Source organism: Bacillus sp. FSL W7-1346 (assembly GCF_038593335.1).
GTDB lineage: Bacteria > Bacillota > Bacilli > Bacillales > Bacillaceae > Bacillus > Bacillus altitudinis.
In genome coordinates, this window is record NZ_CP151988.1 from 3181087 (window position 1) to 3206636 (window position 25550).

The window sequence follows — 25550 nt, forward strand, 5'->3', positions numbered from 1 at the left end:
TCTTAACTATACCTTATCACCATTTTGACCTGTTTCGTCAACTTCTATTTTTAATTCTGGGAATTGTAACATATCAATATGAACTTTACCTGGCTGGTAGTTAACAATTGGTTTATGAGGTGTTGCCTCTATAATAGCTTTTTGTGGCTCCACATCAATTTTAAGTTCAGATGGCTGATAGTGAATTTTTACACTAAAAAATGAAGGAATCACACCGATGTTGAATTGTTTTGCTGGAGGACTGCCGTTGATTTTCGCAAACTCAGCAATCGCATTCCCACCATTCTCGATCTTGATGAGTTCACTTCCTTCTTCCGCTCTACGCCCCATTCCTTCTCCAATCGCACGTTTCCCCTCAGCCGCCCATTCCTCTGAACGCCTAAAAATCGACTTAATATCCATATCAGCAAATGCCTCGGTTTGATCTATGGTTAATTTCGACGGTGTCCTTGTGATATTCATGACAGCTCTTGGCTGCTGAATGTCAAGATCCGCTCTTGGCTGCTCTACTTCTTGCTTGGAAGGGGTTGTCGACATTTGCAGCTTTGCATAAGTTTGCTCCATTAACAATCTAGGGATTTGCATAGGTTCACCTCCATGATGCAAAAAAGCACCCAACGGATGCTTTTTCTTATCTTAAGAAATCGACAAGGGATGGCTGAATCACTTTAGCTGTCGTCGCTAAAGCAGCTCTATTCACAGTCTCTTGTTGAAGAAGATCAAGAATGGCTTTTTCACTTTCTACATCTTCGGCATCTGATTTAGCCTTTTTCAGCACTTCAAATTGCGAAGTCAAACGGCTCCCGACTAAGTCGATACGATTGGATCTAGCCCCAAGATCTGAACGCTCAGCACTCATCACTTCTTTAAACTGATCGATATTTCCTAATGCATCATCTGAATTTGTAAACGTTCCATTTTTTAATGAGTTTTCTAAATCAGTCAGCATTTCAATGACATTTTGACCACTGGCAGATTGCCCACCAAAAGCTGAAAGAGGATTTGAATTCACATTTAATGTGATTCCATCAGAAATGTTCGACTGAACCACGTTTGCATCTGTATAGTTTTCAAAGTTAAATGTAAACGTACCATCTGCATTCTCTACAACTGGTTTAACATTGGTATTCGTCCCATTAAAAACAAACTTACCTAACATCTGCGTGTTCATTGCATCAATGATTTGATTCTTCATCTGACCAATTTCCACTCCGATAGCAGCTAAATCTTCTGGCTGTTTTGTTCCATTGGCCGCATCGAGTACTTTATCTCTTATATTTGACATGATATCAATGATTTCAGTGACACTTGTTTCAGATGTATCAATCCAGTTTCGTGCCTCATTTAAATTAGTTTGGTATTGCTCATTTCGAAACATGGCTGTACTATATTGAAGACTTTTCACTGCTGCCACAGGATCATCAGACGTTTTTGTGAAACGTTTTCCAGACTGTGCCTGCTCATTAATTTTAGAGAGTTTTTCATAACTTTTACTAATATTTCGAAGTGAATTTTGAGAAATCATACTTTGCGTGACTCGCATCAGTTACCCTACCTTCCTACGACTCCCATGCCGTTTATTATTTTATCTAATACTTCGTCTTGCATCGTCATAATTCTTGCTGCTGCATTATACGCATGCTGAAATTGAATCATGTTCGTCATTTCTTCATCTATAGATACAGCACTAGTTGACATCCTGCGTTCATTGGCTGAATTCACAAGAGCAGCTGAACTGCTTTCAAGGGTCATGTTCTTTTTAGCTTGTATCCCCATTTCAGCAATAACATTCTGATAGTAATCCTGAATCGTAGTGGTAGTTCCGCCGATTGGCAGCTTTAAGTTTTGAATATTAGCTAATTTCGTAGCATTCGAACCATCACCTTGCGTTTGATTAAGAGATGCAGCAATGTTATCTGTCGATGCTAAAATCACGTCACTCACTTTGATACGTGCTGCCAAGCCTTTATTCAAATCATTGTTATTCTCAATATCGAAAAAGTCTTGTCCACTTGTGCCATTTAACGTGTACCCTTGCTTATGGACGTCGTTAAAAGTATCCATAAATACTTTTGCTACTTCATCCAGCTCAGCAAGCATATCCGGGTACATGCCTTTTTCATCTCCATTAGACATATAGCCATACGCCTCAACAAGTGCTTTTACTTTACCATTCACTTGTAATTGATCAGCTGCGATGGTTGTCGTTCCAAATTGGAGTGAGTTAACAAGTCCTGTCGTATTATCATAGGAAAGTTGCAATTCAGATTTTTCATTGGTAATGCCATTTAAAATTGTTCCAGCAGATTGCCCATTAGCACCGATAATGTCGATGTTAACGGTTCCTTCAGCAATTTCCAGAGCATTTCCTCCAGAAGGGTTGTAGCTCACTTTAATATCAACAAGTGAGGAAAGCTGATCTATAAGAGCGTCTCGCGTATCATAAAGATCATTGGGAAGATAACCATTTGGCTCAACTGTTGCAATCTGTTTATTCACTTCATCAATTTGAGTTAATATGGTGTTCACATTTTTTGCCGTTGAATCGAGTTCAGTTTTTAAATTCTTTTGTATCGTTGTTAAAGAAGAATTTAGCAGGCGGAATTGATCTACTAAAGCCTGAGCACTTGTCTTAACAACTGTACGGGCTGAAGCAGTATCAGCATTTTTCGATTCTGATAAGACTTGTAATGATTTCCAGAGATTATCAAAGGCTCTATTCAAGCCTTCATCTGTTAAATCATTCATCACTCCTTCCATTTGTGAAAGAGCATCAGACTTCGTCGCATAATAAGACAAGTTATTGTTATGATCTCTATACTGAAGATCTAAAAAGCTGTCTCGAATTCTTTCAACAGTTCCAACTTGGACACCTGTCCCCATTTGGCCATATGTCTTGCCATCATAAACAGAAATCACTGGGTAAGGATTCTCTGCTTTAAAGGTAACTCTCTGTCTTGAATAGCCATCAGTATTTGCATTGGATACGTTGTTTGATGTGACATAAAGCCCTGCACGCTGGGCTGTGATTCCTCTTTTTGCCGTTTCTAGTCCCATGAATGTAGAACCCATAGATATCCTCCTTGTTTACGCCTTTGAATCAAACAAAGCCCTATGCTGTTTAGGCTTTGAACTCTCAAGACCATTTTGTCCGTAATTCATATTTTCTTTGTTAGGATTCACAAGATCGAATGTCAGTGAAATAAATTGAAGTGACTGCTGAATAAGCTGTTTGTTCAGTTCGTTTACATCTTTCAGTTCCACCATGATGTCATTCAGCTTCTCATATAACGAAATAAGCTCTTCTTGATCCGTTCCTGTAGCTTTTTCGATACATGCGGTGATTGTCGGCGATTGATCACTTTGTAAAAATTGAACTGCTGCTTCAATCCGCTTTTCTTCTAATTGTGAAATGGCCTGAATATATTTTTGCTCAAGGTTCAGAACCTCTGAAAGAGCATCGATCTCATTATTTTTCAGCATTTCTGTTTTATTCTTAGACAGCTTTAGAAGCTGTTCATGTAATCCGTAGAGACGGTGCAGTTCTTCAATCATTATTTTTACTGACATTCACGCTACTCCCTTTTGTTATTGTTGTTTATAAAAATTCAGCATTTTATCTGCAATGCCTTTTGTATCTACTTGATATGTTCCGGCTTCAATGCTTTTTTTAATTTGGTCTATTTTATCTTGACGTTCTTTCATGATATTCGGCACCTTTTGCATTTCGATTGCCTTTTTAGAAATTTCGACTTTGTCAGTTGATTTTGCTTGATTCGATTGCAACGTTTGTTTCTCATATGTTTTCTTGTAAGGATTTACTGGTTGTGTTCCATATCGATTAATTTTCACGGGATTCCTCTCGCTTTCCGTTACAGTCTGTCTTGATTCTATCCATTTTATCGACCAAACTGCAACTTAGTTTAGGGAATCAGTCGTTTTTAGGATTAATGGCATAATAGGTGTCTTTTTTCCTAGATTCAATCTCCCTTTTACGCTCTTCTTCTTGGTCCATTTGGCTGATTTGTGTCTTTATATCCTTTTCACAATGGCTACACAGCTTGTTTTTCCTGATCGGTTGGCCGCATCTTTCACAAGGATAGTTGATATTCGGGAATTGACTAATTTGAAGTCTTTTCAAACGGATAAATTTCAGGATTAATTCTTCATCAACTTCTGTTGCGTCTACTATTTCAGCAATGGTTGATTGTCTATTACTTTGCTTACGCAAGAATTTATAAACGATATCAAAAGAACGTTCTTCTTCTTCAAAGCATTTGTTACAAACCGTTTGGATGGTGGTTTTTAAAAATAACTGATTACATTGTGGACAGTTTGCCAATTGATTCATAACCAAAACCCCTTACGTTATTTTCTTTTCTTAATATCGGTTGATTGTCATGATTTTTAACTACGAATCAACGTAAAAGAGGAAACACTTTTGGCGCCTGCGTCTTTTAAAATTTTTGCTGCATGATAGACTGTCGCCCCAGTTGTATAAATATCATCGATTAATATGATATCCTTTAGAACGATCGGGTTTGACTGCCTTAATTGGAACAAATTCTGTTGATGTAAACGTTCATTTTTTCTTTTCTTTGACTGCTTCCTTTGATGTACTTTTATAAGTGGCTCCAATATAGGTCCGCCAATCATGGAAGCAAGCATCATTGACTGATTGAATCCTCTTTCCTTTAATCTCTCTTTACTCAAAGGAATTGGGACAAGCACCGGTTCTTTGATTGAAAAAGAACGTTTAAACGCTGACTGTACATCTTTTTTAAATAGATCAGCTAAAGCCGTATCACCTCGAAATTTAAATCGAGCTAGAATATCTTTCATAAAGTCGTTGTAAGCATAAACAGACCGATTCATTACAAGAATCTCAGCAAAATCCCGTCGTTTATTCCACCTTGAACAATCTTGACACAATTGATCATTTGATTGCGCTCTTCCGCATTTGGGACAAGTAGGACCTTGAATCTTCATCAGGTGGTTCTTACATGCTACACATAAACGATCTTCATTTAATAGTAGGAATGATTTCCATGTAAAATCAGCCACAAAATGACTCTCACAAATTGGACAAATCAACGCTTTTCTTTGTTCAACGGCAAATGATTTTCGCACCTTGGATATGTAGTGACCGTTGAAGCAGCTTCTGTCAGAATGACGAGCATCGCTGTATTTTTCTGTTTATCCACCATCTCGGATTTACTGTAGGATATTTTATCGATATCTGTTATATATTGCGGTTTCACTTGATTTAGAGAAATGGCTAATACATCTTCTATACATTTTTCACAATGACAAATCATGTTTAATTGATTGAGATATTGATAGAGAATTTCTTTAAGTAGTATTTCTTTTGCGTTGAGTAGCATATTTTGTCTCTCCTGCCATTTGTGTTTTGTGAATATAATGTACCATGATTTAGTTGAACCCACACTATTTTTCAGAAAACTCTTTTTCAGCTGTATTATTCATTTTTACGATATGTTTCTTTGCTTGTTTCATACTTCTCGTTAAACCAAAATGAAAAAAGTACACGTCTCCGTTAAAAAAATCTGGATGTCTCCCTGCTCTACCAGAAATTTGAACAAGTGCACTTTCTGTAAAAATAGGAGATTCCGCACCTAAGACGCCCACTTGAACATCTTGAATGGTAACGCCTCTTTCTAGAATAGTTGTTGTAACCAATACATCGTATCTATGATCTCTGAAATGCTGGACTTTTTGCTTCCTTTCTTGATCATCCGCAGAAACACCCTGTACATTTACATCTTGACCTTGAAGAATATGAGTTACCTTCTTCATAGTAGAAATAGAAGGAACAAAGAGTAACACTCTTTTTTTCTTTGTGATATGTTCATGCAGCCAGTTCATTGTAGATGCTGGAAGCCGATTTCTTTTTAATCTCTTTTTCCAATCTCCAACCCATTGAAATGTTGGGACAGGTAACGGTTTTTGGTGGAAGCGCAGAGGAATTTTGATCGCTTCTAATTGTCTACGAGCAACATCTTTTTGCATTTTTTTAGATGGTGTGGCACTTAAGTAAATTCTAACTCCTGTTTTTTTCATTGACTTTAAAACAGCAAACTGAAGCCGTTCATCGATTGAATAAGGAAAAGCATCGACTTCGTCTACAATGAGGACATCAAAGGCGTTTTTATATCTCATTAGCTGATGGGTTGTAGCGATCATAAGCGGCGCCATTTGAAATCTTTGAGAACTCCCGCCATAAAGTGCAGCTATATTCAGTCCTTGAAATGCCTTTCTCATTCGAGGTTCAAGCTCAAGTACAACATCGGTTCTAGGCGTCGCAATACAAACACTCATTCCGTTATTTAGCGCATATTTTATTCCATGAAAAAGCACCTCCGTTTTCCCCGCACCACAAACAGCCCAAACGAGCAGATCAAATTTGTTTTGGATTGCTTCTACTAGCCTATCGGACGCTCTCTTTTGCCCTTTAGAAAGCTCCCCCTGCCATGTTAATTCAACTTGTCTTGTGTCTTTCTTTTGTGGACCCGTCCATTCGTAGAGAAAGCCACATTCGCTTACTTTTCCCAGCATGATGCAGGATCTACAGTATACACAGTCTTTTTTACATGTTTCACACGGAGAGAGGGCAAAGTAGCGCATGTTTGATACACCGCACCGGCAGCAGATCAAACCACTCGCCACCCTATCGACTGCAGGTGTTCTATGGATAAATCCTTGATTCTCCAGCCACTCCAATTCGGACTGTGTACATTGACATTCAACAGGAAGAAGGTGCCTTGATTGTAGCTTGTGACTGAGTTCCAATGCTTTTTCCAGATTCAATTTCACGCACTACCTTTCCATTCATGTTGACCCATTATGTACAAAGAGAAGGCCTTTCGTCTAATTGTAAAAATAGAAAAACAAATCCCCTTTTCCATGAGAAAAGGGGATTTTGATATCTATCTGATGATCCAGCCAAGTGCTAAAGAGCCTTCGCCTAGATGAGTGCCAATCACGGCACCAAAGTAGCTTTTATAAAATTCAACATGAGGATACTTTTCTAATAAGTGCGCAATTAATTCATCTGCTTCTTCTTCTCTATTACCATGTATCAGAGTTGCTCTCATTGGAACACCACGTGATGCATCTTCATCAAATAATTCAAAAATACGTGAAATGGCTTTTTTGCGTGTACGAATCTTCTCAAAAGGGACAATTAGCTTGTTGTCAAAATGCAAGATAGGCTTTACCTTTAAGAGGCTTCCAATAAAAGCCTGAGCACCATTTAATCTGCCGCCTCGTTGTAAATGAATTAAATCGTCTACCATAAAATAAGCTCTTTGATTTTCTTTCAGATAATTGAGATGGGAAATCACTTCTTCTGGAGAAGCACCATCTTGGATTTTTTCAGCAGCTTCTAACACATAAAAACCTTGCGCCATACAGCTAGTCTCTGTATCAAACGGATAAATGTCGATTCCGTCAACTAGTTCATTTGCTGAGGCCGCACTATTGTATGTTCCACTAATTCCGCTTGACAGATGTATACTAATCACAGCATCATATGTTTCGCTAAGTTTTTCATATAATTCTATAAGTTCACCGAAAGCAGGCTGAGAGGTTGTTGGAAGATCTTTATGTTTCTTGACTTCTTCATAATATGTCTTCCAATCCATTTCTACTTCTTCACGGTATGATTCAGTACCAAAGATGACATTCAGAGGGATCATATGAATATGATGTTTATCACGTAGTTCTTGTGGTATATAAGCAGTACTGTCTGTTACAACGGCTATTTTCATTCTTAAATACCTTCCTTATCCGTTAAGTTGCTTTTTAAAAAAGAATGATCATTGTTTTTCACTAGATTTATAATACTAATCAAAAAAGCTTGCCTAATCAATAGGCAAGCCCGCTATATCCGAAAAAGACTCCTTACCTGCCTATCATTGCTCTCTAACTTGAATGTGAGAGAACTAAAAACAGGCGAAAAAGGAGTACTTGTCCGGAACATTATCTCATTTCTACCCAGCCGTTTTTAATTGCTACAACAACAGCTTGAGTACGGTCGTTTACATTCATTTTTTGCAAGATGTTACTCACGTGGTTTTTGACTGTTTTCTCACTAATAAAGAGCGACTCACCAATACCTCTGTTGCTCTTTCCGTCAGCTAACATTTGAAGAACTTCACATTCACGTCTTGTTAAGATATGAAGTGGTCTGCGAATTTCAGGATATACCTCGTGCTGTGGATGTGCTGAAACGCCGCTTGTTGCTAAGCGTCGGAATTCATTTACTAAGTTATGAGTGACTTTCGGATGTAAATAAGAGCCTCCGTCAGCTACTACTTTTACTGCTTCAATGAGGGTGTCTGCATCCATTTCTTTTAACAAGTAGCCTCTTGCTCCTGTTTTTAATGCATGTGTCACATAGTTTTCATCGTCATGAATAGATAGGATAATGACTTTTGATTCGGGATAAAGCTCTACTAGCTGTTTTGTAGCCTCCACACCATTTACATTCGGCATATTAATGTCCATAATGACAACATCCGGATGATAGTGTTCTACGATACGTGCAGCTTCGTCACCGTCGTCTCCTTCTGCAACTACTTCAAAAGTAGGTTCAAAATCTAAAATCCGTTTGACACCTTCACGGAATAATTGGTGGTCATCGATAATTACAATATTTACTTTAGTCACAAGCTACGCCTCCCCATGTTTATTGTTCTACACCTGAACTTTATGGTCAATATGTCTTTTGTCTCTATTTTACAATTTTATTTTGTAATGTTAACGGTACTCTAATCATGATGAATGTCCCTAGACCTATTTTTGAGTCTATGGTCATTTTACCTTCTAGTAAGTCTACGCGCTCTTTCATACCAAGTAACCCAAAAGATTTGTTTTTATTTGTTTTAACATCCTTCATATCAAAGCCTTTTCCATCGTCTTTGATTATTAAGGTGACAAAGTCTTTCGTCACTTCAACCTTCACAGAGATTTCTTCAGCTTCAGAATGCTTTAAAGAATTTGTGACAGCTTCTTGAGCTAGTCTAAATAGTGCCACTTCAAATTGAGAAGCAATTCTTTCGCTTTCAGTATCACCTAAGCACTGGAACGTAATTTTGGTTTTTCCATCATATTCTTCAATTGTGTTTAAGTATTTTCGCAGTGTCGGAATGAGACCCAAATCATCTAAAGCCATCGGTCTTAAATCATAAATGATTCTTCTCACTTCGTACAGTGCATTTCGCACATTCTGTCTTAGACTTCTAATTTCTTTAAAGCCTTCTTCTGTTCCACGGTCTCTAAAAATCCGTTCTATTAGTTCTGAACGCATCATCACGTTTGCCAGCATCTGAGCAGGTCCATCATGGATTTCTCGTGATACCCTTTTGCGCTCTTCTTCCTGGGCTTCAATAATTCTTAGTCCAAAATCTTGTTTTGCCTGAGCATCTTCAAGTAAAACACCGACCTGACGTAAATCTTGGTTCAAGTAGTTGAGGACGACCGTGATCTGGCTCACAAGCGTTTCTGAACGTTCAATGACATCTTGTAAGCTTAACAATCGTCTTTCGAGATCATCTCTTCTTTCCCTCAGCTGTTTTTCGCGCTGCTGGATCATGGTCAATTCTACTTGCAGGTTATGTGCTTTTTCATAGGCTTCTCGTATTTCTTCTTCGCTGAATTTGTTGAAGTTTCTGCTGACCTCAGATAATCGATTTCTAGCATGTCTCGTATGTACTTCTAGTTTATCCCCAAAATCAATTACTTCGTTGACTTGCTGTTTAATTTGCTTGAGCTCTTCTACTAGGCTTTCATATTGTTGACGGGACTGTTCGCCGATTCTAAATACTTCGTCCTTACTGCCATCAACTGTACTTAGCATTTTCATGATGATTGAATCCAATAACTTCGGATCCATTTTAGGTGTTGTCATGGCTTTTCCCTCCCGTAACAGTGATGTCATCTTTTTTTATTATAAATGTCATTGATCTGCATTTTATGTCGAATTATAATGAAAGAATGCGTATAAATCATGAAATTTTTATGACGACCCTTTTTCCGCTCCTATCATCATAACAAAATACGCTGTAAAATTCTAAAACCAATGCAAATTTTCTCTAGCCTTACAATTTGCTTGTCAGGAGGGTATGTCTTTTGCTGAACCGCTATCTCACAGTCAAAAGCCGTGGCGAGCATGAGATCGTCATTGAAAAATCACGTTTTATTTGTCATATACAACGTGCTGTCTCAGAAGAAGAAGCACAAGCCTTTATACAATCCATAAAAAAACAACATTGGAACGCCACTCATAATTGTTCCGCCTATTTGATCGGTGAACATGATCTGATTCAAAAAGCAAATGATGATGGTGAACCAAGCGGTACGGCAGGGGTACCCATGCTTGAAGTGCTTAAAAAACGCAAGCTGAAAGATACAGTTGTTGTCGTCACTCGTTATTTCGGCGGTATTAAGCTAGGTGCCGGTGGATTAATTCGCGCATACGGAAAATCTGTGTCTGAAGCAATTAATCATGTTGGTATGGTAGAACGCTGTTTAATGCGTACGATGCACACAACAATAGATTATACATGGCTTGGAAAGGTAGAGAATGAGCTTAGAGCCTCATCTTTTCAGCTAAAAGACATCCATTATGCAGAAGATGTGATTTTTGAAACGTATGTAGAAGAAACACAAACAGAGCAGTTCATTGAATGGATGACTGAGTTAACGAATGGAAAGAGTGTTACTAAAGAAGGCGAATTGATTTATTTAGAAAAGGACGTTGGTCCGATAAAGGAGACAGATGAATGGCACAACGAGTAAAAGTGCGTGTACGAAAGAAAAAGAGTAAGAAGAAAAAGATTTTCAAACGGATTCTGGTCTTATTTTTGCTTCTCTTCATCTGCATGGGCGGATTTGCAGTTTATAAGATTGTGAATACACTCCAGGCTGCTGACAAAACTTATGATGAATTAGAGCGTGGGGAGAAATCGAAACTCCGTGATGCTGTCATTGATATAAAGAAAAAACCTTTCTCTGTCCTATTTGTTGGTATAGAGGATTACGCCACAAATGGTGATCACGGCCGTTCAGATTCACTCATCGTCGCAACGATTAATCCTCAGGATAAAACGATGAAAATGGTCAGTATCCCCCGTGACACACGAGTACAGCTTGCTAGTGACACAACGGGAAATAAAGTAAAGATCAATGCGGCATTTGCTAAAGGCGGTAAAGACGAAACGATTGAAACTGTCGAACAATTCTTGCATATCCCAATTGACAAATATGCAACAGTGGACTTTGACGGTTTTAAGGATGTCATTGATGAAGTTGGGGGAATCGATATAGACGTTCCATTTGACTTCAATGAAAAAAGTGACGTCAAAAAATCGAAAAAGATTTACTTTAAAAAAGGGAATATGCATTTAAACGGGGAAGAGGCACTTGCTTATGCGCGAATGAGAAAACAAGATCCACGTGGTGATTTCGGGCGTAACGATCGTCAGAAACAAATCTTACGTGCCATGATTGATCAAATGGCGAAACCTCATAACATTGCAAACGTGGATAATATCGCAAAAGAAGTAAGTGATCATATAACAACCAACTTCCGCATCACAGAAGGACTTGCTCTACAGCAAATTTACAGTGGTTTCAAAGGAGACGATACTGAAACACTATCTATTAAAGGATCAGACCTTTATTTAGGACCAAATCGAACATACTTCTTTGAGCCAGATCAAACCAACTTGGCTGAGGTGCAAAATGAGTTAAGGACGCATTTAAAGCTTCCTGCTGAGTCATCGTCCTCAACTGAAACAAATACACAAACCGATTCATCTTCTGATGCAACAGGGTCAGCCGATACCCAGGCCCCTTCGACCAGCACATCAGGACAATAATAGGAAAACAGCCCGTTCCTTGGAAGCGGGCTGTTTTTTATTGTCTTTTGACCATACGTTTGTAGAATTTCGTAAATGGTTTAAACTCTTCGTTCACCAAACCAGTGACTTCAGCGATAACTTGCATAAACATGACCAGTAAAAAGATGATGATCAATGACAGCCAAATGGTGGCACTTGTCAGCAAAATCGCGCTTAAGCTGAAGACTAAACCAATCATGTAAATCACAATCACTGCCATTCGATGTGATAAGCCAAAGGCCATCAGTCGATGATGGATGTGTGATTTGTCAGGTGCTGAGATAGGCTGTTTATTCAATATTCGTCTTATGATCGCAAAGGTCGTATCAAAAATAGGCACACCTAAAATAATTACAGGGACAACAACACTAAACAAAGTAACACTTTTGTACAATCCTAAAAGTGACAGGACCGAGATCATATAGCCTAAAAATAACGACCCTGTATCACCCATAAATATTTTTGCTGGATGGAAGTTATAAAAAAGAAAACCGATGGTACTGCCAATGACGACAAGAGATAACGAAAGAATCAGGATCTTGTCCGCAGAAAATGCCATGACGGCAATCGTGGTTAAACCGATAACCGAAATTCCGGCAGCCAGTCCATCTAATCCGTCAATTAAATTGATCGCATTTGTAATCCCAACAATCCATAGTACAGTCAGGGGATATGCCATCCATCCTAACTCCAGTCGATCTGTTAAGAAAGGAACAGAGAAAAAGTCCATTTTTAAGCCCGTGCTCACGATTAAGCAAGCAACGAGAACTTGCACAAGAAATTTAAATTTTGCACTTAAATTATATTTATCATCAAATATACCTAAAATGACGATGAGTACAGCGCCAACTGATATAGCTGTAATTTTATTATGTAGAAACAGCCCGCCTGCTAGTGCTCCAGCCGCTACCCCAATAAAAATCGCCAAACCGCCCATTCGAGGCATTACTCTATCATGAACTTTTCGTTTATTCGGCTGGTCCACTGCACCAATCTTAATTGCAAACTTTTTGACGATTGGTGTCACAATTAAAACTGTAGCCAGAGAGACAAAAAACGCTAATAAGGCGCGTTCGTAATCCATAGGTCAGTCTCCTTCTAAATTGAAATCTGTATTTTGTATATTGGCCGCTCTTTCCATTATACAATTGAATATAGGATGATCACAAGCTCCCCCTAAGAAGAAGAAACAAATAAAAACGCACAATCCTGAATGAATTATGCGTTTTCTTTAATATTCGTTAATTCCACCATGTTTGTGAACAGTGCGTGCCAATCTTTTTTCTTTGCTCGGCTTTGTCTTAGATGTCTGCATGTCATGTCATCTTTTTTACTGATCACTTTCTGACAGGCTTCGACGAAGAGAGCTGGATCTTCGCCCTCTACATATTCATACACATCATTCTCTTTTAGCCTTTCCGTTGATGGAAGATTTAAACCAACAACAGGGATTCCGGCAGCTAAAAATTCATACAGCTTGAGCGGAAAAACCGCTTGATTGTAAGGAGACTGTTTGTATGGCATCATCCCTACATCAATTAATTTCATATAAGCAGGCACTTCTTCTGGTGCGACTGCTCCTGTCCATATGACATTGGGCAGTTTGAGTGCATGCTGAAAAGATGGATCTCCATTCGTTCCATCCGGACCGACAAATAAAAATGTCCAATCTGGCTGCATTCGAGCAGCTTGAGCGATCATGTCAAAATCGAGCTTCGGCTTGATCCCACCTATAAAGCCAAGAACCGTTCCCTCTCTTCCCTCTAGCACGTCTTCCCTGCTAGGGAGGTTGCTTTTTGCAAACACATCATACTCGACGCCATTTTCTACTGTAAAGACATCTTTCGGTTCACCCATGAGCCTTTTTTTGATTTGATCATGTAAGTATTGTGAAGAGCATGTAATGCTGTGTGCATATTTAATAATGCGGTTTTCAGCTTTTACAATGACTCGCTGTCTCATATAAGAGAGAATGTTGTTTTTTCCGCTGATGGGCTCTCCCCACAGGTCACTGCAATCATACACAATATGTTTCCATTCAAATAAAGAAGATAAGAGCGGAAATCCCGGAAACGTATACCATAAACAGACGGCTATGCCCTGCTTTTCTTCTTGACGCAAATGCTCAAGAAGAGGAGATAATTTATGAAAATAAAACATATCTTGATAACGGCCAAAGCGAAAAAACTTGCTCTTGAGCACATCAGGAATGGTCATTTGCTTCATTCGATCCGTTATAGGCTGAAAGGGAGTTGAATGACGAGTGGAAGATGGGCATACCCAGATGACCTCTTTCGTTTCTGGATCAGATGCAAGAAATTCCGCCAGTCGATGCCGTCTGTACCTTAAGCCATCGTGGCCCCATTCTCCCGTTGCGACAATCACATGTATGATCGAGTCTGCTTTCACCTTTATCACCTTTTTTCCCTTCTGTTTATAAACGCTTTTTGACAGCATTTGTGGCATAGTGCATAAAACACCAAGATGCTTTCACAAAATGAAGCTGCTCAATTTCTCTATAGACAAACCATGTTTTTTTCGCTGCTTTCCACTTGTTACTAGAAATCGAGTTTCCCACGATGCGATATTCACTGAGCGGCTCACTCATTCCATAGGCAGTAAATCCTTTTTTTAAAATAGAGAGCCATGTGGCTAAGTCCTGCCTTGTTCGAATGTTTGGCATTTCCACGTGTCCTACTTGTTGAAGATCGAGCATCACCGTCAAACAGCCGATAATCGTATTTTTTAAAGCTTCATTGTAGTTCAACTGAGCCGGCGCTGTGACGGTTTTTTGTAACGGCTCTCCATTTTCTGAAATGATGTCATATGCCGTGAAAGTAAAGGCATGATCATTTTCTAACATAAACTTGACCTGCTTTTCGAGCTTTGTCTGTTTCCAAATATCATCGCTATCTAAAAAAGCGATAAAGCGGCCTTTCGCCTGTTTGATGGCTGTGTTTCTAGCAATAGCGGCTCCCCCGTTTTCCTCTAAATAAATGACGTTGATTCTGTCGTCCGTCTGACTTAATTCCCCTAACAACTTCCTTGTGCCATCTGTTGAGCAATCATCTGCAATGATCAGCTCCCAGTTGGAATAGGTTTGGGCAAGGACGGAATGAACTGTATCCGTTAAATAACGTTCCGCATTATACGCCGGTGTAATAATTGATACTAACGGTTGATTGTTCACCTAAGACTCATCTCCAGTTCATCATTAAGATTCTTTGAACACTTCAGGTAACACCACAAACATAAGCGAGATGCTAAGGCCAATGACAAGTCCAAGCAGTGCTCGTTTTTTCGCTGACATCCCTTTGTTCCCTTCATCAAGTACTTGGGCAGGATCGACAATCTTTGCCTGCTTCATCCCGAGCTTTGTCGATTCCAATTCATATAAAAATCGTTCTTTATCGACTTTGGAGTCATTGCTGACAGATTCATCTTCAAGAGCGGATAGTCTTCTTTCAATGACTTGCTGTCTTTTCGTAAATAAGGCTTTGTCCTGCTTTAAAAATGTATCTGACACTTGTTTCACTACCGCCAAAGCTCGAGCTTGATCAGCATCTGTAAACGACAACTGCAATTGTGTATCGGACTGGTTCGTGAGAATCAAACGATTTTTCACATCCTGCCTTTCTTCTTCCTTTACATCACGGAGTGCTTGATTCAGAAATGCATCACTTTTTAATAGAGATGTCACTTCTTCCATATTGTTATACACACCGTCGTCATATTTCCCAAGCGTCAAGGTCACAGCAGCTGTGTAACTAGACTGTTCTACTGTCCCCTTGGCAAAAAAGAAACCAAAAGCAGCCAATACAACGGGCAGCAGCACAAGCCATACGATATATTTTTTCATTCGCTTCCCTATTCTTAACATAAAACCAGACATGCTCATTCTCCCAACATTGACGTATTTGCTTTTTCACTAGTGTAGCCATACAAACTCAGCATCACACGTTTGCCCACGGCTTGAAGCGCTGTTTATTTTTCATGATATTGACCGCTGCGATCACTAGACCTAGAAACACCCAGTGGAAATATAAATTCGAGACCGAACTCGGACTGATACTTGAGACGAGAAAGCTCAGCATGGCAGCAAATAGACCTTCAATGATCATCTTGGCTGATCTCGTGTCAGCCAATTGGTATTGTTTGTACAGTGAGAACATGAGATAGGCATACACTGAGATATAACCTAGCATGACGGCAAACCCAAAATTCGTCATCACCTCTAGCAGCCAATTGTGAACTTCGACGACCTGATCTGTATCAAAGATAGAAAAGTGAGCTAAGTAATAAGACACATTGCCCGCTCCGACTCCGAAGCCATATGAATTCGTAAAGAAATGCCAGGCGTTTTTGATTAAATTCGCCCGGGCAATGTTGGACGGAAGTGGTTCGCTAAAAGAATGAGCGACCTGAGAAGCGAGAAACAAGTCATCAAAGACAGAATAGATTTTGGCTGAAAAAATGGCGATACAGATGATACCAAGCCCGCCTGCTGCCATGATGGACCACTTTTTTAAAAAGCGAGGCATCAGTAGCCATACATAGATGACCGCTCCAGCTAATATGCCAAGCAAGCTGGCGCGCGATTCTGTTAACAAAATGAGATACAGCGCTAAGATGGCTCCTAGTAATCCGAACGCTTTGATATAACCATTTTTCATTTGGCGCATACACGCCACATATAAGAAAAAGCTAATAGATAAAAACGTCGCAAAGTCATTTTGGTTAAAGAAGACAGCCGTAGGATAGTGCTGTTTGTACGCTGGTCCAAGATACAATGAGGTATTCGGTAAATGATTCAAGGTCAAGTGATTATAGAACCCGATTCCCATCACAAATACAGTCATGACTAGCCAAATACTATAAAAAGTCACGATCTGATCCATTCGCTGAATGTACATGACCACAAGAAAGACAAAACCCATTCCCATCGCAAGAAGAGACATATATTTCAGGCCGTCTGTGACCGAATGAGCCCAAAGCAGTGAGATGAGCCCGTAAAGAAACCATGCAGCGAAAAAACCAAGAATGCCTTTAACACGAATTTGCTGCCACTGGGATATGTACGTTCCTTTGTCTCTCATCCGCCATATGAATAAAGCAAAGACAGCCAAGAGCATGATGCGGTAGAGAAAGAGACTAAAGAACCCAACACTAATAGAGAAAAAAGCATTATTGAGAAATGTTAATGCAATCAAAAGGTAAATGGCTGACATGAATATGTGCTCACCATTCATGTAGAGCTTCATACATATAGCAGCCGCTATGAGCACCACAATCAAAACCGGAATGACCACCATCTTCTTTAACCCGATAGGCTGTGCGGATGCCATTTGTACAAGCCCTATACCCGCTGCTAATAACATACATCCGATCATGATTTGCCATGCTGTTTGTTTCATACTCATACCTATTTTCCTCCTAAGCAACCCATCCGATTTGAGGGATTAAGCCTTTACTTCCTGTTCATAGTAGGAAATGGTACGAGCCAAACCTTCTTGTAAAGTCACAACAGGCTCCCATGCTAAGACTTGTTTCGTTTCCTCATTTGCCAATGTACTATGCACAATATCTCCTGCACGCTGCGGCTTATAAATCGGTTCAAGATCTGATCTCGTGACTCGCTTCATCGTTTGAAACAGCTCATTCACCGTGATGGAATGACCACATGAGATATTTAAACAAACGTTTGATTGAGCTGTTAAAGCTGCAACATTCGCTGCGGCTAGATCGCCTACATAGATAAAATCTCTTGTTTGTTCCCCGTTTCCGAAGATGAAAGGTGCCTCATGTTTTGCAAACTTATCAGAAAAAATTGAGACAACACCACCTTCACCAAGTGCGTCTTGGCGCGGACCATATACATTGCTGTACCGCATAATACAATAGTCCACATCATAGAGTGATTTTGCCATCTCTAAGTATCGTTCAACTGTCAGTTTCGACAAGCCATAAGGTGAGCCAGGCTGCAGTGGATGAGCTGTGTCGACCGGCAGATAGACTGGGTCTCCATAGACTGCTGCCGATGAGGCAAACACCACTTTCTCCACCCCGGCTTCAGCCGCTGCTTTGATCACATGCAGCGAGCCTTTAATATTGACCTCTTCGTCGTAGACGAAATGTTGAACCGAAACGGCTACACTCACTTGCGCTGCAAGATGAATGATATAATCTGGTGCAATGTGTTTGATCAAATCGACCGTTTCTGATTTTGTGACATCTGCTTCAATGCATTGTACGGATAGATGAGCGATATTTTCCTTCGATCCAGTTGAAAAGTTATCAAGAACGATAGGCTCATATCCTTTCTCTAATAAAGCCTCTACCGTATGAGATCCTATAAATCCACTTCCCCCAGTGACCAATACTTTCTTCATCCAAGTTCCCCCTATTATTGTGCCTTCGATACCAATTCTGTTTCCCATACGCCTGGGCGGCCGATGGACTGGTAAATAAATCCTCTCTCTTTCATTTCTGCTGGATCAAACAAATTCCTTCCATCAATTAAAATGGGAGAACGAAGCAGCTGCTTGATCTGATCTTTATCCATCTTCTGTACGTCATCCCATTCCGTTAAGATGAGACAAGCATCTGTATCTTTCACTGTTTCATAGAGATCATTGCTGAAGACCGCCTGCGGGCCAAGCTCTCTTTCTGCTTCTATATAAGTAATTGGATCATAGGCTTTGACAAAAGCTCCGAGCTCTCTCAGCATTGGGATAATATCTAGTGCTGGTGCTGAACGCATATCGTTTGTATTTGGTTTAAATGCGAGCCCTAAAACGGAAATCGTTTTTCCTTTAATATCACCGAACACACTCATCAGTTTGCTGACAAGATGGGCTCTTTGGTGGTTGTTTGTTTCAATGACAGATTCGATCAGCTTGAACCGGTAGCCGGCTGTTTCGGCAATTTTGAGAAGAGCCATCGTATCTTTTGGGAAACAAGAACCGCCAAATCCAATGCCTGCTTTTAAAAATTTATGCCCGATACGGCTATCTAACCCAACGCCTTCGCTGACTTTTTCCACATCAGCACCAACTCTCTCGCAAATGTTCGCAATATCATTGATGAATGAGATTTTTGTGGCGAGCATGGCATTTGCCGCATACTTAATCATTTCTGCACTTTCTAGATTGGTCTCAACCACTTCTGTTTGAAACGGATCATGCAATTTTTTAATGATCGTGGATGCATGTGCGCTTGTAGAGCCAATGACCGCTCTCTCCATATTCATCGTATCTTGAATAGCTGAACCTTCCCGCAGAAACTCTGGATTGGAGACGACGTCAAATGGATATTTACTGCGTGAAGCCTTTTGAACAATGGCTTGAACAAGACGTCCTGTTCCAACTGGCACTGTGCTCTTATTCACGATGATTTTGTAGCCATTCAGGTGTTCTCCAACCGTTTGAGCCACAGCTTTCACGAATGTTAAATCCGCTTCCCCCTGAGGTGTCATTGGTGTTCCTACCGCAATATAAATAATCTCTGATTCTCGAATTGCAGCGGGAATATTGGTTGTAAAACACAATCTTCCCTCTTCTGTATTCTTCTCAATCAATTCCTTTAAGCCCGGTTCATAAATTGGAACGAGACCGCTTTTTAAGCTGTTGATTTTTGATTCGTCGATGTCACAACAAATGACGCGATTTCCGATATCAGCAAAACAAGTACCCGATACTAACCCGACATATCCTGTTCCAATCACAGCAATTTTCTTCAACATGTTTCATCCTCTCAGTAAAAGCATATTGGTCGTTCCAAACTGTTTATCTATCAGTCTTTGCACATTTCATCCTGTTTAAACGGTGGATGTTGATTGATTCAGCACCTTTTCATATTGCTGAATCAGGAGCGTAGCATTATGTGATGATGAATAATCTGTATGGACGATGTGGTGAAGATCGTTCTTCACTTGTTCGTTCCATCTGTTTTCATAAAGATAAGCGTGAATCGCTTCTTTTAGCTGACTCGTTGAACGCGGTTCAATGAGCAGATGTTGATAGGTAGAAAATAGTGATGGGAGACCACCAACCCGTGTTGCGATGACAGGCAGTTTTAAAGCGAGCGCCTCAAGGACGACAGTCGGCATTCCTTCACTGTAGGATGGAAGGGCAAACAGGTCAGCTGCCATTAAATAATGTTTGACTTGTTTATTCGGCACCTGCCCCGGGAGTATAATGGATTCTCCCGCCCGTTCGGCCAGCTCCTTTGCGAGGGGGCCTTTTCCGACAAAGACGGCTTTTACACCCTCCATCCCGCTGACAGCTTCCGCTAATTCAAGCAAACCTTTCTCTTTGACTAAACGGCCGACAAAAACGACGAGCTTGTCGTGAAGCGGTAAACCGATCTGCTTTCTGATCGCTGTTTGATCCCCTGGTGTTCTAGAAAATGACTTGAGCGGAATTCCCAGCGGGAGACATTGTGCATCCACCTCTGTCATGTCATGTGTTTTCTTTGCCAGCTCTTCACTCACTGTGAGAACAGCAGACGCCTGTTTTACTGCTGCTTCGAAGGCTGCAAGCGCCCCTTGGCTATAGGTTGGATAGACGTTCACATCACTGCCGTGTAAGGTCAGAAGATAAGGGATGTTTGCTTCCTTTTTGATCACAGCTGCTGCGCCGCCAGACGGCATGGCAAAGTGCGCATGGATGAAATCCGGTGACAATTCATAACGCTCCATTGTGCGCAGGACAGAAGCTGCGATTCTTTTACTCGGCTGAGCCCATTTTAGCTGTCCAGGCAGCGCTGTATAGGGCGGTCTGTAAACCGGCACGCCGCACCTCACTTCCTGCTCGGGAAGATCTTTTCTCTGACGATAGGAAGCTTTAAGCATCCGTAAGATGGGCGGATTGACAGGAGTAGGACAAATCACGCTCACTTCTACGCCTTTTTTGACCAGCTCCTGCACTTGCGTTTCATGGAAGACGCCTTCACTTGGATGTTTTTCACTAGGATATACACTTGTCAGCCATAGCACCTTCATGACGAACGACCTCTTCTCCATAATTTTCCTGCCATCTGCGGATACATTTTGACAAGCAGCAAGCTATATAAAGCCGCACTTAAACCAATCGTCAGTAGTAATTGAAGCAGTATATCCGCTGATATCAGCTTCATCCCTTGATGAACAGCCACTGCGCAGCCGGCCATTAACAACGTCATGACAGCAGGCTTTACGAGTGATTTTACATACACCTTCATATCTAGCTGAATGACATAAGCCATCAGCCACCTGCCGACAATGAAGTTCAGCAGGCTGACCCCTGAGTAGACCCAAGCTACAGTCAATAGACTGCCGGTATGGACTCCTGCATATAAGGCGCATCCATATACGATGAGCATGCCTGTATCCCAATAAAAAGCTAAGTCCGCTCTTCCTTTTGCAAGAAGGATGGAACCATTTGGATTCATCAGCACACGGAGTAGACCAACAATGCACAAAATATTCAAAACCGGGACCGCCACTAGCCATTTCTCTCCAAACACCACTTCTATAAAGCTATCTGATACGGCAGCAAGACCGATGAGGAGTGGAAAACTAATGAGTGCGAGCATATTCGTCATACTGAGGAAGCCCTCACGCAGCCTAGAATGATCACGCTGACTTTTTGCGAAAACTGGGAAAGCCACTCTCGTCACAATCGGGTTAATTTTCAGCACCGGGATTGTGACGATTTGATAAGCCAGGCTGTAAATCCCTAAAGCTTCTGCTCCAAGAAACCGTCCTATTAAAATCATGTCGATGTTTGAGCCTGCCCGATTGACGAGTCTTGACGCAAGCTGGAAAGCCCCGAAGGAGAAAAACTCTTTCACTTCCCCTAATGCGAAAACGGGTGCTGGGCGCCACTTCTTCCAATAAGCCGCTGCATACATGAGACCTTTTCCTGATTGAAGCAGCACTTGAGAGATCACATAGGCCACAATTGGATTGATAAAAAAGGCTAGGATCAGTAGAACAATCAGCGAAATGATCGTCGCTATCGTCTCAATCGTACTTAAGGTTTTAAAGGCTAAATCTTTCTGCATCATATATTGGTATTGCTGACCAATTGGTGCAATGAGAAACATGATTGATAATAACTTGAGCAAGCCTTCCAGCTCAGGTCTGGCATAAAAGGCGGCAATCAAGGGACTTGCGAGGATCAATACACAAAACAAGAGAATTCCCGTCAGCAAGTTGATCCAATATAATGTAGATAATTGACGTTTCGTCGTTTGTTCCTTTTGAATGATCGCAGCACCGATGCCTAGATCAAGTAAAATCTGTGTAAATATTGTGACCGTTGTGATCATGCCAACGAGTCCAAATTCTTTCAGTGACATTACGTTCCCTAAAAAGGCGAACTGTGCAATTTGGATGATGGTAATGATCAATGCGGACAAGCTTGTCCATTTTGCTCCGCCCAGCAGGCGATTTTTCATACTTGCCATTTCTCTTCCCTACTTTACTTATCTGGCTCCGTCACCAGTCACGATGACTTTTAACGTTTTTACCATAATCTTCGTGTCGAGAGAAAATGTCAAGTTTTGAATATACTGTAAGTCGTGTGATAATTTTTCACTTGGACTCATTTCATATCCCCCATTTACTTGAGCAAGACCTGTCAACCCTGGCTTCACTGTCAGTCTTTTTGTAAAGCCTGGAATCGTCCGATTAAATTCGGCAGTAAACATTGGTCTTTCAGGACGTGGACCTACAATACTCATTTCTCCTTTTAACACGTTGATAAATTGCGGCAGTTCATCAATTCTTGTTTTTCTGATGAATGCACCCACTTTGGTGATACGAGGGTCATTTTTTTGCGCCCATTTCGCTCCTCCGCTTTCTGCGTTGGTTCTCATCGATCTGAGCTTCCATAATTTAAAGTAGACACCGTCTTTTCCGACCCTTTCCTGCATATAAAAGGCTGGCCCTGGTGTTTCTAGCTTAATTAAAAGGGCAAACAGTAAAATGATTGGCGTACTCAACATCAATCCGATGAACGAGAACACGACATCTATGAAACGTTTTGCAAATAAATATCGAACCATATGTTCTGTTAAAGCAAAAGAGTGGTTTCGTCTCACTTCATATTCTCTGTAAAGGTTCATCGCTTTCTCTGCGCTCACTGACCTGCACCTCACCATTCAAAGTAGTTGTTGTGTAAAGAGATGTTCTATGAAAGTCAGTTTAGCAGAGCAACATTAAGCAAATGTAAATGGGCTGTTAAGTCTTGTAAAAGTGTGTTAAGAATGTGCCCTTATATCAAGTTATGCCCTTTTAAACGTAAAAAAGACCCGCATATCTGCGGGTCTACGTGTCTTTTTTTATTTTGCCTTTACGGATTCGATCGTCTTCAGTCTAAGCGTTCCGTTTGCATCTTTTGTATACGTTACTTTCACTTTTGATTCTTCTTTTAGGCTGTTCACTTGTTTAGAAAATGTATTTCCGAATTGAATGGCTACTTCTTTTCCATCAATGTTGACAGCAATTGTATGTCCATCAGCCAAACCGACATATGTGCCTTCTTTGGTGACTTCATTTTTCTTCGTTGTAGATTCTTTTTTTGTTTTAGATTCAGCTTTTGACTGATCATTTGTCGTTTCTTCTTTTGTGATTTCCTTACTTGAGCTTTCTTTTGCATCTTCATCAGATTGACCTGCTTGGTCTTCTGTTTGAGCAGCTGTTTCTTTGCTTTCATCATCTGCTTTTTCACTTGCAGACTTGTCTTCCGTCTTTTCGTCTGTTGCATTTTCTTTCTTTTGATCTGCTGCTTCAGTTGTTTCTTTTTTGCTGTTATCCGTATTGTTATCGTTTGACTGATTTGATGTGCCGCATGCTGTGAGCATTACACCTAGAAGTAAGACTAAAAACGGCATTGTGATTAATTTTTTCAAGATCGTCACCTCTTCATGATTTGTCGATTTGCTGTCATTGGAAGGCAAATACGTGAAAAATCCACCCTCTATGTTTCGATTATAACAAAAATAACCTGAAATGAAATGTATTTTTAACTTGACATATCATTCATCCGATCTATTTTATTCAAAATATTGAGATACACCTGCTGCGATTCCTGAAGCCAGCCGCTCCTTGGCAGTCGTTGATTTTAATATACTGGCATCAATCGGACTAGTTACGAACCCCGTTTCAAGCAAGATGCTGGGCATTTTTGAATACTTGATCACGTAGAACCCTGCTGTCTTCACACCGCGATCTCTTGTGCCAAGGGCTTTCACCATCTGGGGCTGTACCTTTTGTGCCAGCTTTAAACTATTGGCCGAAGCATACGTCGCATCATAATACGTTTCTGTTCCATTTGCACCGCTATGATCATTTGCATTGGCATGGATGCTGATGAACACATCCGCACCAGCCTGTGATCCTTTGCTTACACGTGTTTGCAAGGAATCAAATGTATCAGATGTTCTAGACATGACCGTCAGCGCACCCGCTTGTTTGAGCCTTGCTTGCAGTTTTAACGCGACATCCAGATTAACGTTTTTTTCAAACAGCCCATTTCCTACCGCTCCAGCATCCTGTGCACCATGACCTGGATCAATAAAGATGGTTTCACCTAACACATGATTTTTCAGCTGTGTGATCACACTGGTTCGTATGGTTGATGTTCCGCCCAACACTGTAAATGTTGAAATCTTTTTAGACCCAATGACACGACGAATCGCATCTGGCACTGATTGAGCGTCTGTAAGAAGAAGGGTTTGCCCTTGCTTGGCTGCCGTACTTGCCGCAGCTGCCGCATCGGCATATGCATAGCCGTTACTCATATACGTTTGGGTTGTCTTCATTGGGTATGTGTTCGCAATTCGGGCTGCCACTTCATACCGATTGGCTCCACTGATTCTCACGGGTGATGGCAGCTTTTGATAGGCTGCTTGATTGACACTTGTTTCCCCGCCAATCACAATCGTCCGTTTCACCGCTTTGCTTTTTAATAGATTGGCTGTTTCCTGCCGCAGCCCTTTTGCATCGGTTAATAAAATAGGAAAGCCCTGTTTTGCAGCATACGGAGCAATCGCCACAGCGTCTGCATAAGCAGAACCATTCACAATCACAGCTGTATCAGCACTCTTCATTTGCTTAGCAACGTTTGCCGCCAATTCATATCGATTCTTTCCTTGTATTCGCGATACGGATAGATTCATTGCTTTTAGCTGCGCTACGACTTTTTGCGAAATGCTTGCGGTTCCGCCAAGAATGATAACACGCTTCGTTTTCAACTGCTGAAGACCTGACTTAGTTGCACCTGAAAGACTGCTAGTATTCGTTAACAGCACTGGGGCTCCTTGCTGAAAGGCATACGGCACAGCACTTAGCGCATCTGCATAAGCTTCACCGCCTACTAAAACAACTGTAGGTGCTGTCGACCAGCCTCGTTTTGCAGCGTTAACTGCCACCTCATATCGATTACTTCCCTCAATTTTCGATACATTGTGCTGCGCAAATGCTGTTGGTGCATATAAACATAGTGAAACCACAATTAAAACAAAACATTTGATATAAGAATGCATGAAGTCAACCTCCTTGGTTTTGAACCCTTCATCCTGGAACCCATGGAAACACTTCATGTACTTTTGAAAAAAGGCTGCCGAGAGTCGTTTCTCGAG

At 40.8% G+C, this 25550-nt stretch carries 26 protein-coding genes; 2 read left to right on the forward strand and 24 right to left on the reverse strand.

The window, feature by feature from the left end; all coding sequences use genetic code 11:
• Nucleotides 1-6: 6 nt before the first annotated feature.
• From NST09_RS16480 to NST09_RS16535, 12 genes are all read right to left on the reverse strand, one after another.
• Nucleotides 7-585 carry a DUF6470 family protein gene (locus NST09_RS16480; protein WP_216942851.1) on the reverse strand — a complete coding sequence of 193 codons (579 nt, stop codon included), beginning with the start codon at nucleotides 583-585 and terminating at the stop codon, nucleotides 7-9.
• Nucleotides 586-631: 46 nt separating this feature from the next.
• Nucleotides 632-1543 carry a flagellar hook-associated protein FlgL gene (flgL, locus tag NST09_RS16485; RefSeq protein WP_008348257.1) on the reverse strand — a complete coding sequence of 304 codons (912 nt, stop codon included), beginning with the start codon at nucleotides 1541-1543 and terminating at the stop codon, nucleotides 632-634.
• 8 nt (nucleotides 1544-1551) lie between these two features.
• Complete coding sequence (gene flgK, locus NST09_RS16490; protein ID WP_216942853.1) at nucleotides 1552-3072, reverse strand: flagellar hook-associated protein FlgK; 1521 nt, start codon at nucleotides 3070-3072, stop codon at nucleotides 1552-1554.
• Between the two features lie 15 nt (nucleotides 3073-3087).
• Nucleotides 3088-3570, reverse strand: coding sequence for a flagellar protein FlgN (locus NST09_RS16495; RefSeq protein ID WP_007499977.1), 483 nt, complete (start codon nucleotides 3568-3570; stop codon nucleotides 3088-3090).
• Between the two features lie 18 nt (nucleotides 3571-3588).
• Nucleotides 3589-3852 carry a flagellar biosynthesis anti-sigma factor FlgM gene (gene flgM, locus NST09_RS16500; RefSeq protein ID WP_003213252.1) on the reverse strand — a complete coding sequence of 88 codons (264 nt, stop codon included), beginning with the start codon at nucleotides 3850-3852 and terminating at the stop codon, nucleotides 3589-3591.
• A gap of 79 nt (nucleotides 3853-3931) precedes the next feature.
• Nucleotides 3932-4351 (reverse strand): TIGR03826 family flagellar region protein, encoded by a 420-nt coding sequence (locus NST09_RS16505; protein WP_017357864.1) that lies wholly within the window; start codon nucleotides 4349-4351, stop codon nucleotides 3932-3934.
• 56 nt (nucleotides 4352-4407) lie between these two features.
• On the reverse strand, nucleotides 4408-5094 hold the full coding sequence (locus NST09_RS16510) for a ComF family protein (protein ID WP_216942854.1): 687 nt from the start codon (nucleotides 5092-5094) through the stop codon (nucleotides 4408-4410).
• Nucleotides 5091-5384, reverse strand: coding sequence for a competence protein ComFB (locus NST09_RS16515; RefSeq protein WP_008348267.1), 294 nt, complete (start codon nucleotides 5382-5384; stop codon nucleotides 5091-5093). Before NST09_RS16515 ends, NST09_RS16510 begins: the two co-directional genes overlap by 4 nt.
• A 64-nt stretch (nucleotides 5385-5448) precedes the next feature.
• Entirely contained in the window at nucleotides 5449-6576 is a 1128-nt protein-coding gene (locus NST09_RS16520) for a DEAD/DEAH box helicase (protein ID WP_234898350.1), read from the reverse strand.
• A 371-nt stretch (nucleotides 6577-6947) separates the two neighbouring features.
• Nucleotides 6948-7790 carry a DegV family protein gene (locus tag NST09_RS16525; protein ID WP_144683538.1) on the reverse strand — a complete coding sequence of 281 codons (843 nt, stop codon included), beginning with the start codon at nucleotides 7788-7790 and terminating at the stop codon, nucleotides 6948-6950.
• Nucleotides 7791-8001: 211 nt separating this feature from the next.
• Nucleotides 8002-8691 carry a two-component system response regulator DegU gene (degU, locus tag NST09_RS16530; protein ID WP_008348273.1) on the reverse strand — a complete coding sequence of 230 codons (690 nt, stop codon included), beginning with the start codon at nucleotides 8689-8691 and terminating at the stop codon, nucleotides 8002-8004.
• A 64-nt stretch (nucleotides 8692-8755) separates the two neighbouring features.
• On the reverse strand, nucleotides 8756-9931 hold the full coding sequence (locus NST09_RS16535; RefSeq protein WP_003213166.1) for a sensor histidine kinase: 1176 nt from the start codon (nucleotides 9929-9931) through the stop codon (nucleotides 8756-8758).
• A gap of 221 nt (nucleotides 9932-10152) precedes the next feature.
• On the opposite strand from NST09_RS16535, the gene NST09_RS16540 reads away from it, so the two are divergent.
• Both NST09_RS16540 and NST09_RS16545 read left to right on the forward strand, forming a co-directional pair.
• Complete coding sequence (locus NST09_RS16540) at nucleotides 10153-10821, forward strand: YigZ family protein (RefSeq protein WP_017357860.1); 669 nt, start codon at nucleotides 10153-10155, stop codon at nucleotides 10819-10821.
• Nucleotides 10806-11903 carry an LCP family protein gene (locus NST09_RS16545; RefSeq protein WP_007499958.1) on the forward strand — a complete coding sequence of 366 codons (1098 nt, stop codon included), beginning with the start codon at nucleotides 10806-10808 and terminating at the stop codon, nucleotides 11901-11903. Before NST09_RS16540 ends, NST09_RS16545 begins: the two co-directional genes overlap by 16 nt.
• Before the next feature lie 37 nt (nucleotides 11904-11940).
• Here NST09_RS16545 and NST09_RS16550 read toward each other — a convergent pair whose 3' ends face one another.
• The 12 genes from NST09_RS16550 to NST09_RS16605 all read right to left on the reverse strand — a co-directional run bounded on the left by NST09_RS16550 (nucleotide 11941) and on the right by NST09_RS16605 (nucleotide 25454).
• Entirely contained in the window at nucleotides 11941-13008 is a 1068-nt protein-coding gene (locus NST09_RS16550; RefSeq protein WP_007499956.1) for an MraY family glycosyltransferase, read from the reverse strand.
• 134 nt (nucleotides 13009-13142) lie between these two features.
• On the reverse strand, nucleotides 13143-14390 hold the full coding sequence (locus tag NST09_RS16555) for a glycosyltransferase (protein ID WP_017368143.1): 1248 nt from the start codon (nucleotides 14388-14390) through the stop codon (nucleotides 13143-13145).
• Nucleotides 14359-15114 carry a glycosyltransferase family 2 protein gene (locus NST09_RS16560; protein WP_135226382.1) on the reverse strand — a complete coding sequence of 252 codons (756 nt, stop codon included), beginning with the start codon at nucleotides 15112-15114 and terminating at the stop codon, nucleotides 14359-14361. The genes NST09_RS16555 and NST09_RS16560 overlap by 32 nt, the downstream gene beginning before the upstream one ends.
• 24 nt (nucleotides 15115-15138) lie before the next feature.
• A complete protein-coding gene (locus NST09_RS16565; protein WP_035389676.1) occupies nucleotides 15139-15816 on the reverse strand; it encodes a hypothetical protein in 678 nt (225 codons plus the stop codon).
• A 61-nt stretch (nucleotides 15817-15877) separates the two neighbouring features.
• Entirely contained in the window at nucleotides 15878-17344 is a 1467-nt protein-coding gene (locus NST09_RS16570) for an O-antigen ligase family protein (protein WP_144683529.1), read from the reverse strand.
• Nucleotides 17345-17383: 39 nt separating this feature from the next.
• Entirely contained in the window at nucleotides 17384-18313 is a 930-nt protein-coding gene (locus tag NST09_RS16575; protein WP_017368146.1) for an NAD-dependent epimerase/dehydratase family protein, read from the reverse strand.
• A gap of 14 nt (nucleotides 18314-18327) precedes the next feature.
• Nucleotides 18328-19665, reverse strand: coding sequence for a UDP-glucose/GDP-mannose dehydrogenase family protein (locus NST09_RS16580; protein WP_342493128.1), 1338 nt, complete (start codon nucleotides 19663-19665; stop codon nucleotides 18328-18330).
• A 75-nt stretch (nucleotides 19666-19740) separates the two neighbouring features.
• Nucleotides 19741-20925, reverse strand: coding sequence for a glycosyltransferase (locus tag NST09_RS16585; RefSeq protein ID WP_342493129.1), 1185 nt, complete (start codon nucleotides 20923-20925; stop codon nucleotides 19741-19743).
• Nucleotides 20922-22373, reverse strand: coding sequence for an MOP flippase family protein (locus NST09_RS16590; RefSeq protein WP_342493130.1), 1452 nt, complete (start codon nucleotides 22371-22373; stop codon nucleotides 20922-20924). The genes NST09_RS16585 and NST09_RS16590 overlap by 4 nt, the downstream gene beginning before the upstream one ends.
• A gap of 18 nt (nucleotides 22374-22391) precedes the next feature.
• Nucleotides 22392-23051, reverse strand: a complete 660-nt coding sequence (locus tag NST09_RS16595) for an exopolysaccharide biosynthesis polyprenyl glycosylphosphotransferase (RefSeq protein ID WP_008348294.1) — start codon at nucleotides 23049-23051, stop codon at nucleotides 22392-22394.
• 198 nt (nucleotides 23052-23249) lie between these two features.
• Nucleotides 23250-23828 (reverse strand): hypothetical protein, encoded by a 579-nt coding sequence (locus NST09_RS16600; protein WP_223255607.1) that lies wholly within the window; start codon nucleotides 23826-23828, stop codon nucleotides 23250-23252.
• Between the two features lie 135 nt (nucleotides 23829-23963).
• The gene (locus NST09_RS16605; RefSeq protein WP_250026659.1) at nucleotides 23964-25454 is read right to left on the reverse strand and encodes an N-acetylmuramoyl-L-alanine amidase; all 1491 of its coding nucleotides are present in this window, start codon (nucleotides 25452-25454) and stop codon (nucleotides 23964-23966) included.
• Nucleotides 25455-25550: the final 96 nt, after the last annotated feature.

What these genes read in the sequence shown, in the direction of transcription:
- NST09_RS16545 (WP_007499958.1), top strand. Translation starts at nt 10,806, where the DNA reads ATGGCACAACGAGTAAAAGTGCGTGTACGAAAGAAAAAGAGTAAGAAG.
- NST09_RS16495 (WP_007499977.1), bottom strand. Translation starts at nt 3,570, where the DNA reads ATGTCAGTAAAAATAATGATTGAAGAACTGCACCGTCTCTACGGATTA.
- flgK (WP_216942853.1), bottom strand. Translation starts at nt 3,072, where the DNA reads ATGGGTTCTACATTCATGGGACTAGAAACGGCAAAAAGAGGAATCACA.
- NST09_RS16585 (WP_342493129.1), bottom strand. Translation starts at nt 20,925, where the DNA reads ATGAAGGTGCTATGGCTGACAAGTGTATATCCTAGTGAAAAACATCCA.
- NST09_RS16565 (WP_035389676.1), bottom strand. Translation starts at nt 15,816, where the DNA reads ATGTCTGGTTTTATGTTAAGAATAGGGAAGCGAATGAAAAAATATATC.
- NST09_RS16525 (WP_144683538.1), bottom strand. Translation starts at nt 7,790, where the DNA reads ATGAAAATAGCCGTTGTAACAGACAGTACTGCTTATATACCACAAGAA.
- NST09_RS16605 (WP_250026659.1), bottom strand. Translation starts at nt 25,454, where the DNA reads ATGCATTCTTATATCAAATGTTTTGTTTTAATTGTGGTTTCACTATGT.
- NST09_RS16535 (WP_003213166.1), bottom strand. Translation starts at nt 9,931, where the DNA reads ATGACAACACCTAAAATGGATCCGAAGTTATTGGATTCAATCATCATG.
- NST09_RS16515 (WP_008348267.1), bottom strand. Translation starts at nt 5,384, where the DNA reads ATGCTACTCAACGCAAAAGAAATACTACTTAAAGAAATTCTCTATCAA.
- NST09_RS16575 (WP_017368146.1), bottom strand. Translation starts at nt 18,313, where the DNA reads ATGAAGAAAGTATTGGTCACTGGGGGAAGTGGATTTATAGGATCTCAT.
- NST09_RS16555 (WP_017368143.1), bottom strand. Translation starts at nt 14,390, where the DNA reads ATGCCACAAATGCTGTCAAAAAGCGTTTATAAACAGAAGGGAAAAAAG.
- NST09_RS16590 (WP_342493130.1), bottom strand. Translation starts at nt 22,373, where the DNA reads ATGGCAAGTATGAAAAATCGCCTGCTGGGCGGAGCAAAATGGACAAGC.
- NST09_RS16480 (WP_216942851.1), bottom strand. Translation starts at nt 585, where the DNA reads ATGCAAATCCCTAGATTGTTAATGGAGCAAACTTATGCAAAGCTGCAA.
- NST09_RS16570 (WP_144683529.1), bottom strand. Translation starts at nt 17,344, where the DNA reads ATGAGTATGAAACAAACAGCATGGCAAATCATGATCGGATGTATGTTA.
- NST09_RS16520 (WP_234898350.1), bottom strand. Translation starts at nt 6,576, where the DNA reads ATGCTGGGAAAAGTAAGCGAATGTGGCTTTCTCTACGAATGGACGGGT.
- NST09_RS16580 (WP_342493128.1), bottom strand. Translation starts at nt 19,665, where the DNA reads ATGTTGAAGAAAATTGCTGTGATTGGAACAGGATATGTCGGGTTAGTA.
- NST09_RS16505 (WP_017357864.1), bottom strand. Translation starts at nt 4,351, where the DNA reads ATGAATCAATTGGCAAACTGTCCACAATGTAATCAGTTATTTTTAAAA.
- flgL (WP_008348257.1), bottom strand. Translation starts at nt 1,543, where the DNA reads ATGCGAGTCACGCAAAGTATGATTTCTCAAAATTCACTTCGAAATATT.
- NST09_RS16550 (WP_007499956.1), bottom strand. Translation starts at nt 13,008, where the DNA reads ATGGATTACGAACGCGCCTTATTAGCGTTTTTTGTCTCTCTGGCTACA.